The sequence below is a fragment of the Spiroplasma kunkelii CR2-3x genome, from assembly GCF_001274875.1.
GTDB classification, from domain to species: Bacteria; Bacillota_I; Bacilli_A; order Mycoplasmatales; family Mycoplasmataceae; genus Spiroplasma; species Spiroplasma kunkelii.
Window position 1 is genome coordinate 604,674 of sequence record NZ_CP010899.1, and the last position, 14,312, is coordinate 618,985.

The 14,312-nt window shown below is 23.0% G+C and carries 20 protein-coding genes and 1 pseudogene; 20 read left to right on the top strand and 1 reads right to left on the bottom strand.

The features are described 5' to 3' along the window. Positions 1 to 58 precede the first annotated feature (58 nt). From SKUN_RS03320 to SKUN_RS11880, 6 genes and pseudogenes are all read left to right on the top strand, one after another. Positions 59 to 823, top strand: a complete 765-nt coding sequence (locus SKUN_RS03320) for a type III pantothenate kinase (protein WP_053390843.1) — start codon at positions 59 to 61, stop codon at positions 821 to 823. Positions 824 to 1,391: 568 nt separating this feature from the next. After that, positions 1,392 to 2,303, top strand: coding sequence for a tRNA pseudouridine(55) synthase TruB (truB, locus tag SKUN_RS03325; RefSeq protein ID WP_053390844.1), 912 nt, complete (start codon positions 1,392 to 1,394; stop codon positions 2,301 to 2,303). Then, positions 2,303 to 3,190, top strand: coding sequence for a riboflavin kinase (locus SKUN_RS03330; protein ID WP_053390845.1), 888 nt, complete (start codon positions 2,303 to 2,305; stop codon positions 3,188 to 3,190). Before truB ends, SKUN_RS03330 begins: the two co-directional genes overlap by 1 nt. A 97-nt stretch (positions 3,191 to 3,287) precedes the next feature. After that, on the top strand, positions 3,288 to 3,554 hold the full coding sequence (rpsO, locus tag SKUN_RS03335) for a 30S ribosomal protein S15 (RefSeq protein ID WP_053390846.1): 267 nt from the start codon (positions 3,288 to 3,290) through the stop codon (positions 3,552 to 3,554). A 172-nt stretch (positions 3,555 to 3,726) separates the two neighbouring features. Then, complete coding sequence (locus SKUN_RS03340) at positions 3,727 to 4,182, top strand: hypothetical protein (RefSeq protein WP_053390847.1); 456 nt, start codon at positions 3,727 to 3,729, stop codon at positions 4,180 to 4,182. 393 nt (positions 4,183 to 4,575) lie between these two features. After that, a pseudogene (locus SKUN_RS11880) lies at positions 4,576 to 4,764 on the top strand (rolling circle replication-associated protein); the annotation flags it as partial. A 51-nt stretch (positions 4,765 to 4,815) separates the two neighbouring features. On the opposite strand, the gene SKUN_RS09175 reads toward SKUN_RS11880, so the two are convergent. Beyond that, positions 4,816 to 4,992, bottom strand: a complete 177-nt coding sequence (locus tag SKUN_RS09175; RefSeq protein ID WP_158500753.1) for a hypothetical protein — start codon at positions 4,990 to 4,992, stop codon at positions 4,816 to 4,818. A 244-nt stretch (positions 4,993 to 5,236) separates the two neighbouring features. On the opposite strand from SKUN_RS09175, the gene SKUN_RS03345 reads away from it, so the two are divergent. The 14 genes from SKUN_RS03345 to SKUN_RS09180 all read left to right on the top strand — a co-directional run bounded on the left by SKUN_RS03345 (position 5,237) and on the right by SKUN_RS09180 (position 14,174). Continuing rightward, the gene (locus SKUN_RS03345) at positions 5,237 to 6,247 is read left to right on the top strand and encodes a rolling circle replication-associated protein (RefSeq protein ID WP_053390848.1); all 1,011 of its coding nucleotides are present in this window, start codon (positions 5,237 to 5,239) and stop codon (positions 6,245 to 6,247) included. A gap of 393 nt (positions 6,248 to 6,640) precedes the next feature. Continuing rightward, entirely contained in the window at positions 6,641 to 7,018 is a 378-nt protein-coding gene (locus tag SKUN_RS03350; RefSeq protein ID WP_053390849.1) for a hypothetical protein, read from the top strand. Positions 7,019 to 7,377: 359 nt separating this feature from the next. Next, positions 7,378 to 7,605 carry a hypothetical protein gene (locus tag SKUN_RS03355; protein WP_053390479.1) on the top strand — a complete coding sequence of 76 codons (228 nt, stop codon included), beginning with the start codon at positions 7,378 to 7,380 and terminating at the stop codon, positions 7,603 to 7,605. Then, on the top strand, positions 7,605 to 7,796 hold the full coding sequence (locus SKUN_RS03360; RefSeq protein WP_053390478.1) for a hypothetical protein: 192 nt from the start codon (positions 7,605 to 7,607) through the stop codon (positions 7,794 to 7,796). The genes SKUN_RS03355 and SKUN_RS03360 overlap by 1 nt, the downstream gene beginning before the upstream one ends. A 132-nt stretch (positions 7,797 to 7,928) precedes the next feature. Continuing rightward, positions 7,929 to 8,132, top strand: a complete 204-nt coding sequence (locus tag SKUN_RS03365; protein WP_053390477.1) for a hypothetical protein — start codon at positions 7,929 to 7,931, stop codon at positions 8,130 to 8,132. 220 nt (positions 8,133 to 8,352) lie between these two features. Further along, a complete protein-coding gene (locus SKUN_RS03370; RefSeq protein ID WP_053390476.1) occupies positions 8,353 to 8,562 on the top strand; it encodes a DUF2649 family protein in 210 nt (69 codons plus the stop codon). 4 nt (positions 8,563 to 8,566) lie between these two features. Then, positions 8,567 to 9,568 (top strand): hypothetical protein, encoded by a 1,002-nt coding sequence (locus tag SKUN_RS03375; RefSeq protein WP_053390850.1) that lies wholly within the window; start codon positions 8,567 to 8,569, stop codon positions 9,566 to 9,568. A gap of 3 nt (positions 9,569 to 9,571) precedes the next feature. Continuing rightward, on the top strand, positions 9,572 to 9,991 hold the full coding sequence (locus tag SKUN_RS08345) for a hypothetical protein (protein WP_083436082.1): 420 nt from the start codon (positions 9,572 to 9,574) through the stop codon (positions 9,989 to 9,991). Positions 9,992 to 10,006: 15 nt separating this feature from the next. Beyond that, entirely contained in the window at positions 10,007 to 10,243 is a 237-nt protein-coding gene (locus SKUN_RS03385; protein WP_053390851.1) for a hypothetical protein, read from the top strand. A gap of 12 nt (positions 10,244 to 10,255) precedes the next feature. After that, the gene (locus tag SKUN_RS08795) at positions 10,256 to 11,659 is read left to right on the top strand and encodes a spiroplasma phage ORF1-like family protein (protein ID WP_053390852.1); all 1,404 of its coding nucleotides are present in this window, start codon (positions 10,256 to 10,258) and stop codon (positions 11,657 to 11,659) included. A gap of 316 nt (positions 11,660 to 11,975) precedes the next feature. Further along, positions 11,976 to 12,437, top strand: a complete 462-nt coding sequence (locus SKUN_RS03395; RefSeq protein ID WP_053390853.1) for a hypothetical protein — start codon at positions 11,976 to 11,978, stop codon at positions 12,435 to 12,437. Then, the gene (locus tag SKUN_RS03400) at positions 12,415 to 13,233 is read left to right on the top strand and encodes a hypothetical protein (protein ID WP_235511376.1); all 819 of its coding nucleotides are present in this window, start codon (positions 12,415 to 12,417) and stop codon (positions 13,231 to 13,233) included. The genes SKUN_RS03395 and SKUN_RS03400 overlap by 23 nt, the downstream gene beginning before the upstream one ends. Beyond that, on the top strand, positions 13,226 to 13,474 hold the full coding sequence (locus SKUN_RS03405; RefSeq protein WP_053390854.1) for a hypothetical protein: 249 nt from the start codon (positions 13,226 to 13,228) through the stop codon (positions 13,472 to 13,474). The genes SKUN_RS03400 and SKUN_RS03405 overlap by 8 nt, the downstream gene beginning before the upstream one ends. 553 nt (positions 13,475 to 14,027) lie before the next feature. Then, entirely contained in the window at positions 14,028 to 14,174 is a 147-nt protein-coding gene (locus SKUN_RS09180) for a hypothetical protein (RefSeq protein ID WP_158500754.1), read from the top strand. The last annotated feature ends 138 nt before the right edge of the window (positions 14,175 to 14,312 follow it).

Here is a 14,312-nt window from a genome sequence, read left to right on the forward strand (position 1 = left end):
TTATTGTAAAAGAAATTTTAGCAGCAATTAGTGAATTAATAAAGGAGAGAACACAGTAATGAAATTATTAGTTGATATTGGTAATACAGCAATTAAATTTGCAATTCTTAATTCTCAAAAAAAGATTATTGTTTTTTTAACAATGTCTAGTAGCGAATTAGTTGATGAAAAGAATTTTCGGCAAAAAATAATAACTGGTTTAAGTACAATAAAATTAGTTTTAACAGATCTTACATTATTAGCTTTATCTTCTGTTCGGCCAATGTGAGATGATTTATTTTATCAATTAGTTGCAGATTTAAAAATTCCTTTTTATCAAGTTAAAAAAAATTTGTTTACTGAGCGATTAAAAACAGACATTACTAATCTTTGCAATCTGGGTGCTGATTTAATTGTTGGTTCATATGCAACATTAGTTTTATTTCCTAAACAAGATGTTATTTTAGTTAATATGGGAACAGCAACAACAATTTCATTACTAAAACAAGGAATTCTCTTAGGAACAATTATTATGCCAGGTTTAGAAACAGCAGCAGAAGCATTATTTGAACGGGCACAATTATTACAAAAATTTAATTTTTCTTATGACAATGCGACTTTAGGAAAAAATACTAAACAAGCAATCAATATTGGATTAGTCAATGGTCATTTATTAGCAATTACTGCTTTTGTTAACCAACTTGCAACTGAAGCAATAAAACCACAAGTAATTTTAACAGGAGGCAATGCTGTTTACATTAAAAAATTAGTTACTTACCATTATGATAAAGATTTACTTTTTAAAGGATTAGTTGCCATTTTACAAGATAATAAATTAATATAAAAAATAGGACTAGAGTCCTATTTTTTATATTTTTTGAGATATTTTATTAATTTTAAAGGCCATTTAGGTATTTAATACATTTATCTGTATTCGTTGCTTTATTTTATTAAAAAATAAAGATTACCTAAAATGTCCAATTTTCTTATTTTGATTTACTTATTTGTCTACTTAAGACATTTTTAATAATAACATACATTTTTGAAATTGCAAGATTTTAAAAGTATTTTTTTGTTTTATACAAATAAAAAAAATTAATTGAAGAAAAATGAACAGCCTATAAGAAACTTCAATTAATTTTTAAAAACGTATGAAAAACAAACTTTAAGATTATTTTAGATTTAAATATTGTCACAAAATACAAATTTTAGCATAAAATGAAAGACTAGAATAATTTAAGAAAGATATAAATGTAACAATATTTATTTTTCATACATAAATATCATAAACTATATTTTTCTAATAATCAATTAATTTTGTAAAAAATACGATAAAAATAAGGTACTTTTTTAATCAGTGTTATGAATATATTAAAAAGTGATATAATATTTCAGGAAGCGGGGTGGTTATTATGCATGACGGTATTTTTTTAATTAATAAACCAACAGGAAAAACAAGTAATCAGGTTATTCAAGAAATTAAACAAAAATTGCAGATTAATAAAATTGGTCACGCAGGAACATTAGACCCATTAGCAACAGGAATGTTAGTTGTTTTAGTGAATAATGCTACGAAAATGAGTGAATATTTGTTAACAGCAGATAAAGCGTATGATGTTGAAATGCGATTATTTGTTGAGACAGATACTGGTGATATTACTGGGAATGTGCTTAATGAAACAGCACCATTTAAGATTCAAAAGAAAATATTAAAAAAAATCTTTAATGAATTTAATGGATTTATGTATGAACAATATCCACCAAAATATTCTGCTATTAAAGTTAATGGTAAAAAACTTTACGAGTACGCACGCCAAGATAAAGAAGTAAAAATTAAACCACGAACTGTTACAATTAAGGCAATTAAATTAAAAAAATATGATGCACATAATCATACAATTAAATTTAGTGTGTTATGTACTAAAGGAACATATATTAGAAGTTTAGTGATTGATATTGCGGCAAAATTAAATACTATTGCTACTGTTACAGCTTTATGCCGTACGCAATCAGGAAATTTTATGCTATCTAAAGCAATTAACCCTGAAGCAGTAAATTTTAATGAGTTAATATCGATGTATGATGGTTTATTTATTAATAATCAACAATTATTGCTTTATCATCATGATGAAGAAATTCGGCAAGGAAAACCTATTGTTATTATTAATCATACTGACCCAATTATTTTTATTATTAATAAAAATAAAAATGTTTTAGCAATTTATAAACATATTGGAAAACATGTTTATGCCTGTCAACGTGGATTATGAGGACATATTGAACCTAAAAACCAAGATTACAGAGAGAAGGATGATCATTATTAATGAAAATTTTAGTATGAAATAAGCCAAGTTATAAGAAACCAAAAGTTGCTTGTTTAGGTTTGTTTGATGGGTTTCATCAAGGTCATTTAAAATTAATTACACGTTTAATGGAAATTAAAAAACAGTATAACCTTGCAACATTATTTTTTACTATGTCACAAAGTGTCAGTGATTTTTTTCAACAAACAAATACAAAAATAGTAGATAATCATTCAAAACAACAAATTGTTGAAAAATTAGGATTTAATTATTATTTAGAAGTGTCGCTTAATACTGCATTTATAAATTTATCTGCACAACAATTTTTAACAATTTTAAAAAAACAATTTAATGTTATAAAAATTGTCATTGGCTCTGATTTTCGGTTTGGAAAAAATCGTAAAGGGGATTTTAATGATATTATTGCTTTTTCTGGTCAAGAAAATGTTTATTTAATTAATCGCCAAAATAATTTGTTTTCTTCAACAATAATTCGAAATTTTTTATTAAAATATGATTTAGCATCAGCAAATAAATTATTGTATGAAGATTATAATTTACGTGGAGAAGTAAAACCAGGAAAACAATTAGGACGAAAAATTAATTTTCCAACGGCAAATATTTATTTGCCACAAAAAGTAATTTTACCCTATGGTGTTTATGTAACAGAAACATTAGCACGAGGTAAAATTTATCTTTCAATGACATCTTATCGGTTATTTGAAGGGAAAGAAGTTGTTGAAACATATTTGCTAAATGCTAATTTGGATTTATATGGTCAGGAAATCATTGTTTATTTTAAAAAATATCTTCGAGAAAATATTAAAATTAATAATTTAGTAGAATTAGTTACGCTTTTAGAACAAGATTTAGTTAATACCCTTGCTTTTTTTGCTAAAAAAGCATAATATTAATGAGGTTGTTATTTCGTTGATTTAAGATAACCCTTTCTTAAATTCTTTGTTTTAACATAAATAAGCCACTAAATGAAGGGAGAAAATAGTAATGGTTTCAAAAGAAAAAAAAGCAGAATTAGTTATAAAGTTTGGTCAAAATGCCAAAGATACTGGTTCAACAAAAGTTCAAATTGCAATCTTAACAGAAGATATTAATAATTTAAATGAACATTTAAAAGTACATCGAAAAGATATTGTATCAAGAAGAAGTTTATTGCAAAAAGTAGCACAAAGAAAACACTTGCTTGCATATTTAACCAAAACTGATTTTAATGAATATAAAGCAATCATTGAAAAATTAGGAATTAGAAAATAAGGTTTAAGGTTTTTAAACTTTTTTAAAGTTTAATATGAAGTATAATAAAATAAATTAATAATTTAATTAAGTAACACAACAGGAGAAACAAGAAAAATTGACAAAATAAAAATGATAAATATAATAAAAGTATATGTATTAAATAAACACAAAAAGAAAGGAATTATTAGCTATGAAAAAAATTTTAAGTTTAATAGGAGCAACAGCTATAACAACAAGTGGAGCAGCACCTTTAATGGCAATGATGCCAAATAATCAAAAAAAAGCACCAACTTTACAGAACATGATTAGTAGTACAAACATTGGATATATAAATAAAGTTAGTAGTGAAAAAATATTTAATGAATTAAAAAAGAAAAATGAAAGATTTTTTTCTAAAGAAATATTTATTGAAAACTTAGAGATTATAGATATCTTTTTAGAAGATAAAGATTTTAATTATGAATATGTTAATGGTTATGCAGAAATTAAATTAAAAGAAAATAGTGATATTTTTTTTAAAAAACAAGATTCAAGAATACAAAAAGTATCCGAATATATTATTTACACTATTAATTTTTACACTAAAAATAAAAAATATGAGAATAAATTTAGATGAAATTTAAGTGAATGAGATTTAAAAAAATAATATAAATAATAAATAATATAAATAATAAATATAAATAATAATAAAAAACATTAAACTATAAATGTATTTTTATTCGAAAAGATCAAAATTAAACCTTCGCTTTTTTTATTTCTTTTCCCCTTCTATATATATAATGAGTAATGTAAGAATTATTATTTTGACCCTAATTCTTACTTTTTTATTTGACAAAAAAGTTAACTATGTTATTCTAAAACTTAGATTGTAAAAAAAGATTACATCTAGGTATTTAAATCATTGTCTATAATTTGGTTGAAAAAATATTTAGATAAAGTCTCTTTTTAATTTGTTTTTATATTTAAATTATTGATAATAATTTAATACTTTGAAACGTGTAAAATATTATTTTTCTAAGTATAAAAAAATACAAATAAAAATTTAAAATATTTAGTAGTTTATGAATATCAAGGACGCGGTGCCGTTCATTTTCATATTATTTTTAATAAATATATTAATAATGATTTTATTTTAAAATGTTGACCTACAGTACAGGTTGCAAAGTGACCTAGGGGCGAAGCCCCTTTTACTTGATTAAGTAACACAACAGCAGAAAGAAAAAAATAATATAGAGTAAACTAAAAAACTCTGTATATTAAACAGAGTTTTTAAGAAAAATTAACTAATTTTTAAAATATATCCTTTATCAGTAGCAACAAAAACTACGGTCTTTTCTAAATTACCAATTTTTTCGTTAGTTGTGGTAATAGAAACTATTTTTCCATATGTTTCTTCATTTATTTTTCCTAAATTTTTTATACTTTTTATTCCACTTGGTTTATTAACTAATGGCATAATAATTCCTCCAATTCTATGATTAATTAATCTTAATAATTTTATAATTTATGAAAATGAAAAAAAATCAAGAAAAATAAAAAAATTGACAATGTGAAAAATTAAAAATATAATTTAAATTAGAATTAAAAAACATTTATTAAAATGTTTAATGTATTCAAACCAAAATAAATGGTTTCTATCCACGAAACTTTAAATATAGGTAAATGTTTTTTTATTTTTGTTTTAGAAAGGAAATAAAAAAATGAATGTAAATGTAAATGCATATAATCGTTTAACAGGGGAAAATTTATATAAACCCTATATAAACCCAGAATGTTATATTAATGAAAAATATTATGTTAAAAAAGTATATTATGGTTCTTATATTAAAACAGTTGTTTTGCCGTTAGAATGTATTAATAATTTTGGTAAAGGAAATCCAACTGGTATTAAAAATAATGGTAAAAATGAAACTAAATTACTAAATAGTCGTGTTCGTTCACAGAGAAATTGTATTCAAAAAGCAATCCATAACTTTAATAGTTGTCAAAATTTAGGTTTTACTACTTTAACTTATGCTGAAAATTTACAAGATGTTAAAAAAGCAAATTATCAATTTAAATTGTTTATTCAAAAAATAAAGTATCATTTTTCTAAATACAAAAAAAATAAATATGAAAATTTAAAATATTTAGTTGCTTATGAGTATCAAAAACGCGGAGCAGTCCATTTTCATATTATATTTAGTGAATATATTCCTAATAAATTAATAAGAAAATATTGGCCTTATGGATATAATAAAAATTTACCAGTTGAAACTGGTACTAATGAATTTGTTAGTAAATATGTTGCTAAATATGTTGTAAAATCATATAGTCAAGAAAAATCAAAAAATATTTATGATTTAAACATTAAAGCATATCGTTTTAGTGCAAATTGTACTGACCCAGTTGTTAAAGTTGGTGTTATTGAAATGACAAAAGAAGAATTAAAAATGGCATTGTGTGGTGTAAAACATTTTTATATGTTTGCTGATAAACAAAAAAAGCATATGTTAGGTATTAGTATTGATAGTGATTGACATAGTGATTATTTTTGACAAATGGAAGAATATATCCCATATGATAAAAAAATATTTCGATTTTTTCATAAAATAACTGATTTAGATAGATATATAACGCGGAAAAAATATGATAAATACCTTAATTTAGGTAAACAAAGGTACATTAAAAAAAGTACCTTCCAAATGGAAAGTACTAATCGTGCAGTATAGACTATCCACAACCTATACCACATAATTAATTAAAACAAAAAAAAAAAAAAAAACAAGTTGGGAATGTAAATTTATAAATAAATTTATTTTTGCTTTGAAATATGTAGTAGTTGACATATTCATTTTGTTATGTAAAATTAAATTAGAATATTATATATAACATTTAGTTATATTTAAGTATTCAAACCAAAATAAATGGTTTCTATCCACGAAACTTTAAATATAGGTAAATGTTTTTATTTTGCATTTATATTTACATTCATTTTTTAATAGAATATTTTTTTAATAAGTTTAATTATTGTTAATTTATTTTTAGCATTTATAATTATTTAAAGTTTTAAACTATATGAAACCTTTATTTACTTAATTAAGTGAAGAAAGGAGTACTTTATTATGTATAAAGTATTATTAGCTCAAATTGATTTTAACCATCAAATGGATAGTAAAGAAAAAGATGGTGAAAAAAATGATAATAAAGGTTTATTTTTTGATATCTTTACCTTTATGCAACTTGATGAAGATGATATGCCAATGCCAGACGAATATATAATTTCGTGGGTTTGAAAAGAAAGTAAATTGGCTAATGAATTACCAGAAATGAAAAAAGGTAATTATTATTTAATTGATATTAAATTTCCGGTTGTCACTGATAGAAAAACGGGAAGAAAATATAACAAAGTTAGCGTTGTTAAAGTTGTTCCATACAATAAACAACAAGATTTTATTAATAAATATTCTAATAATTCAGCAATATCAGAAAGCAATAGTTAGTATGCAACAACAGTTATGTATGGTTTGTATTAATGATACTGTTTGAGAAAATGGGTCTCGTTATTGTTGAAATTGTGTTAATGAAAATGTTGCTTTAATTAATAATTATTATTCTAGGTTAGATTATGACAAAAAATAAAAATAAATTAATTGCTAAATTAGAGGAATTAATGTTAAGGTCATATCCAGTTTCATCAAATGAAATTAATAATGAACATTGAGCAATAGTAAAGAAAAATTAATATGAAAAAGAATAAAAATAAATTAAATATTAATTGAGATTGAATTATTTTTATAGTTTTTTGTTTGTTATTAGTTGTTTGGTTTATATTGTTTTTTGTTTATGTTGGAGTTTTTTAATGAAAAAACAAACTAAATTATATAAACAGCGATTAGAATATTTAGTTAATGTTATACATCAATGTTTATCTATTAAAATACCATTATTTATGTTAAGAAAAGCAATTAAATTGTATCTTAATCATAATGTTATTGATATTGGTGTTATGGAAGAACAACATTTTAAATTATTAGTGGAGCAAGTCAAAAATTATATGTTAAATATAGAAAGTAAAGGTGATAATTAATGACCGTAACGACTGTTTTTGCAACAATTATTTTAGTAATTGCAATGTTAATGTTATTAGTTTTTTTAACAGTTAATACAATATTTAGATTTAAAAATAAATATTTAATTTGCCCGCATTGTTCTAAAAAAGTAGAATTTAAAGAATGGGGAAAACGAAAAATTAAAAAAGCAGATAAGTCTGTTGAATAAGTTAATATCAATCAAATACCTTCGCAAGTATAAAAATTGATTTTAGTTTTTAATGTTAATTACTAAAATCAAGGTTAGAGTATGCGAAGGTTTTATTATTAAATAGAAAGTGTTTTAAGTGAGGTGTTATTGATGAATGTAAATTTTTTAGCGGGTGACGCTGATGTTATTAAGCAAATAGGCGATTTTGCTGCTATTCTTGCTGATTGAGCGATTACATTTACTAACTGATTTATTACTTTTTTAGGGTCACATATGTTATTAATTATTCCGTTAGTTTTAATGTTTGTGGTTTTAGGAATTGAAACAATCAGAAAGTTAATCCACGGTTATTAATATTTAATAATAAACTCTAATCTTGATTTTAGTAATTAACATTTAGGAAAGGAATAAGAAAAATGCGAAGTGTGTGAGATTTATATTATGAATTTATGACAATTATTTTTGGAGTTAATCATCCTCCTATTTTAGATATTGTTATATTTGTTGTATTTTTAATACTTGTTTTTGGAATGTTATTTTTAATTTTGAGTTGTATTTTTAGGTGAATAAAATAATGGACTGAAATACTTTTTTGCAACGAATATATCAAGGACTTTTGCAGATTTTTTATTTTATTCCAAAAACTAAAATTGATAACTTTGTTGGTGGTTCTATTGATAATACTACTTATGCAGTGATTATGATAGGTGTTTGATTAGTAGTATTTTTCTTAATTTGATTATCAATATTTATTTTATATAAAACAATTAGATTGGTGGTGTAGATATATGTTTAAAAATTATTTTAATTTATTTAGAAGACAAAAAAATATTAAAGTTTCTTATTGATATGTAAATTGATTTATGGCAAATATTTTGTTCTATTTTTTTATTGTTTGTTTTAATTTACAGTTTATATATTTTAGTTCTACATCAGTTATAGATATTATTCTTTTTATTTTTTTAGTAATTTTTAATATTATTTTCTTTTGGTCTTTTTTTAGTAATCTTTTCCAAACACGGAAATTAATTAAAATTGTTAAAAGTAGTCCAATATCAATTATTAATGGTGCTTTGGGTACTGGTAAAACTTTATTGATGACTTATTTATCGCAAATTGCTAAGTTTGATAATGTTTATTCTAATTATTTTATTAATGATGAAAAAATTGGAGTTTTAGGTTTAAACCATTTGGATTTTAAAAATAAAAATTATAAGATACCACCAAACGATAGTTTAATTTTATTTGATGAAATATTTTTATATATGAATGGTGCTAAACCAGAAGAAAATAATAAAAAGTTTAATGGTTTAATTCCATATTTTTTATTATGTCGTCAATTTGATAATAATATTATTTTTGCTGGACAACGAATTAATCAAAATTGATTTGAATATAGAGAAATTACTAATATGATTATTGTTCCTATGCAATGTATTAAACCAAGTATATTTTTTCCTTATTTTAAAATGAAAATAGGTTTTTTTGATGATTTAGATGATTATTTAGTATGAAAAACAGAAACAGTTAAACGAACAGCAAACGGTAAAAGAGTTCGCAAAAAATCTAATAAAGATATTGGTATTAATTTTGTTAAGATAACAATCCCTTTATCTATTGCAATGCAATATGATAGTAAATATTTAAAATTTGTACGTGATTTAAAAAATGATAAAGTACCAAGTTATATTAAACAAAATTGACCTAGTATTGTTAAAAAAGATATTACGCTTAATGAATTAAGAGAGATGGGTATGGAACATTTATTAAAAAATTTGGGGGAGTTATAAATAATGATTAATTTATTTGCTAATGATGTATGAAATGGTGCTATTAATACCATAGTTGATATTTTTATGAAAATAATGGACTGAATGTGAACATTAAAATTGCCGGGTACAAATATTCCTTTATTTGTAATTTGAGTAATTGGTGGTGTTATAAATGTTGTTTTATTATTAGTTAATAGTTCTCGTGGTTTAAGTTCAGTTTCTCGTGCAAGTTTAGAAGCAAGTTCTAGTGTAGCAAGAGGCGTTAAGGGCAGTGTGTCGTTTGTTTTTCAAACTGGTCGTGGTATGCAAAAACATTTTAAAGACCGTAAACAATTTAAAAATAATCGTAATAAACAACAGTTATCAAGTCTAGCAAAACAAGCAAAAACAAGAGAACAAGGTTTTAAAAGAGTACATACAACTCAAAGAATAAAAAAATAAGTTGGGGGTCTATATATGATTAAGTTAATATTTTTCTTTGTTATTGGTTTAACTGTTGGGTTTGGTTTTGTTGCTAATATTGTTGTTGCAACAGATTTAGGTTTTTCAACTGTTAAACATTATTTGCAGTCTACTAATGATTTTTATAAATTAGTGGCACAGTTATTTATTATTGCGACACATCCTATTTTTCAGTTATATATCGCGTTTGGAATTATTATTATGGGTATTAGAATTATTTTTATTGTTTAGGGGGTTAAAACAATGCGAAAACGATTATTATATATATTTATTATTTTTTATTTAATATTTGGTTGAATATTTCTTTTTTGTAGTGTTACAGCTGTAAATTATATTAGTAATGTTTGTAAAGTAGAAACAAGAAATAATGATAGTTTTAGTGATTTAACTTATGCAAAAGCAAATGAATATGATTTTCAGTCTACTTTAATGCTACGACAAGATTATTTTATGCAAGGTTTAGACCCTAGTAATTATGCATTTAGTTTTGGTGTTGAAACTCCTTTTATTCCAAATGTAAGTGCTGATAAAAATGATAGTAATTATTGATTTAATAAAATTAAAAATGTTGCTTGAAGTTATTTATTAAGTTGAAATTCACAAGATATTTCTAAGGGTTCTTTGGGTAGATTAATAATAGATTATAAAACGCCAAATAAATTGTTAGATATTTTTATTTATAAAAACAATATAAAATATGAATTTACTTTTAATTGAGAAATTATAGAATATTTATTTATGCCGATTATTGCCAATCAAAGTTATAAACATTTTGATATGAATTATTTAGTTTTAAATTTTAATTATAAAGAATTGATTAATATGGATATTCTTAAAAAATCTAACAGTAATTATTTTGTTGATAATGTTAAACAAGATTTTTATTCGTTAGATAATTTATTTCTAATTTTGGATTATTTTTATTCTAATGTTTTAAGAGTTATATTTGATATTTCTAATTTTAGAGAATGTATTTATTTTACATCTGATAATGGTAATTTAGGTTTTGTCTTTTTTGTAAAAAATGGTTTTTTATTATATCCAAAATCAATGGTTTTTAATATTTTAAGATTTCCTGATACAGATATTTATTATTTAAAACCACAAGTGCAATTATATAATGCTTATACGATAAATAGTACTAATGATTATTTTTCTTATTATTCAAATTGAGATTATAAGACTGATATTTTACCTTCTAATAATGATAAATGAACTCAATCAATAAAATTATTAGATATGACAGATAGAACAAAATATCAAGGTTTTAATGTAATTAGATTTAATACAACTAGATTAACAGAGGATAGGTCTATTTCAATTAATGGTTTTAATTTTAGTCTTTATAATGCCACTGATTGAAGTGGTGAACTTAATGATGGAAAAATTTGACAATTACCTTATAAAAAAGGTGCTTGATATCGTTTAGATATTCATATTGAAAATGCGGCAATTTGGATTGTAAATAATTTGCCTGGTATGAAAGAAATTTATAAATTTGTTAATGGAATAGTACATGTGTTTAGTAATGTTTCTGAATTGTTTAATAATATTGGTAATTTGTTTGCTTTTGATATTACATTTAAGATTATGTTAAGTTCTATTTTAGTTTTAGCAATGGTTAACGGACTTTTACGCTATTTTTAGTAGTAGTAAAAATAATGTTGTTGGTAAAAAAGTAAGGTGGTGTGGTGGTTTATCCACGCACCACCTTACTTAAATAGGGGTAAAAGTCGCGGAGCGACTTAGGGGCAAAGCCCCTTTTACTTGATTAAGTAACACAACAGCAGAAAACGGAAAAATTGACAATATTAAAATTAAAAATATAATATAAATTAGAATAAAAAAAACATTTATCCAAATGTTTAATGTATTCAAACCAAAATAAATGGTTTCTCGGGAGGAAACTTTAAATATAAGATAAGTGTTTTTTTATTTTTTGTTTTAGAAAGAAAAATAAAAAATGAATGTAAATATAAATGCATACAATCGTTTAACGGGGGAAAATTTATATAAACCCTATATAAATTCAGAATGTTATATTAATCAAAAATATTATGTTAAAAAAGTATATTATGGTCCATATATTAAAACGGTTGTTTTACCGTTAGAGTGTATTAATAGTTTTGGAAAAGGAAATTCAACTGGGATTAAAAATACTGGAGAAAATGAAACTAAATTATTAAATAGTCGTGTTCGTTCGCAAGCAAATTGTATTCGCAAAGCAATTCATAACTTTAATGGTTGTCAAAATTTAGGTTTTACGACTTTAACTTATGCAGAAAATATGCAAGATGTAAAACAGGCTAATTATCAATTTAAGTTATTTATTCAAAAAATAAAATATCATTTTTCTAAATATAGATATTATCCTTTTTATTTTTTTAGTAATTTTTGACATTATTTTCTTTTGGTCTTTTTTTAGTAATCTTTTCCAAACACGGAAATTAATTAAAATTGTTAAAAGTAGTCCAATATCAATTATTAACGGTGCTTTGGGTACTGGTAAAACTTTATTGATGACTTATTTATCACAAATTGCTAAATTTGATAATGTTTATTCTAATTATTTTATTAATGATGAAAAAATTGGAGTTTTAGGTTTAAACCATTTAGATTTTAAAAATAAAAATTATAAGATACCACCAAACGATAGTTTAATTTTATTTGATGAAATATTTTTGTATATGAATGGTGCTAAACCCGAAGAAAACAATAAAAAGTTTAGTGGTTTAATTCCATATTTTTTATTATGTATTCAGTTTGATAATAACATTGTTTTTGCTGGACAACGGATTAATCAGAATTGGGTGGAATATAGAGAAATTACTAATATGATTATTGTTCCTATGCAATATATTAAACCTAGTATATTTTTTCCTTATTTTAAGATGAAAATAGGTTTTTTTGATGATTTAGATGATTATTTAGTATGAAAAACAGAAACAGTTAAACGAACAGCAAACGGAAAAAGAATTCGTAAAAAATCTAATAAAGATATTGGTATTAATTTTGTTAAAATAACAATTCCTTTATCTATTGCAATGCAATATGATAGTAAATATTTAAAGTTTGTGCGTGATTTAAAAAATGATAAAGTACCAAGTTATATTAAACAAAATTGACCTAGTATTGTTAAAAAAGATATTACGATTGATGAATTGCGAGAGATGGGTATGGAACATTTATTAAAGAATTTGGGGGAATTAGATAATGATTAATTTATTTGCTAATGATGTATGAAATGGTGCTATTAATACCATCGTTGATATTTTTATGAAAATAATGGACTGAATGTGAACATTAAAATTGCCGGGTACAAATATTCCTTTATTTGTAATTTGAGTAATTGGTGGTGTTATAAATGTTATTTTATTATTAGTTAATAGTTCTCGTGGTTTAAGTTCAGTTTCTCGTGCAAGTTTAGAAGCAAGTTCTAGTAATATTAGCAAAATTAAGTAATAAAATTGGAGAGTTAGAAGAAAAATTATTAAATTTAGGAGCAGAATAACTATATAATCAAATTTATTCATTTTTATGAAGACATGGATTATACAATCCAACTTCAGAAGAATTAGATGCTGAATTTAACGCATTTAAAAATAAAAAATAAATTATAATTAAAAATATAATTTAAATTAAAAATAAAAAAACATTTATCAGAATGTTTAATGTATTCAAACCAAAAAAGGTTTTCTACCAGGGAACTTTAAATATAAGTAAATGTTTTTTTATTTTTGTTTTAGAAAGTAAAAATTAATATATATATATATATATATATATATATATATATATATATATATATATATATATATATAACGCAAATATTATATTGATAATATTTGTCCTGAATGTAAAAAGCAAGGTGAAGAAATAAATTCATTAGGTAAATTATGATGTTGTTTTTGTGGTTGTGTATTTGGTTATAATATTTGAGCATTTAAACATGGTATTGTTAATGAAAAAATAAAAAAGATATTGATAATTTTAATAAAAATTAGAAAGGAAAAACAAAATGAAGGTAAATATGAATCCTTATAATCGTTTAACTGGCGATGTTTATATAGACCATATATTGATAATAGTAATTTTGTTAATCAAAAATATTATGTTAAAAAAGTATATTATGGTACTTATATTAAAACGATTGTATTACCCTTAGAATGTATTAATAAATTTGGTAAAGGAAATCCAGCGGGGATTAAAAATAATGGTGAAAATGAAACAAAATTATTTAATAGTCGTATTTGCTCGCAAGCAAATTGTATTCGTAAAGCAATTCACAATTTTAGTGGTTGTA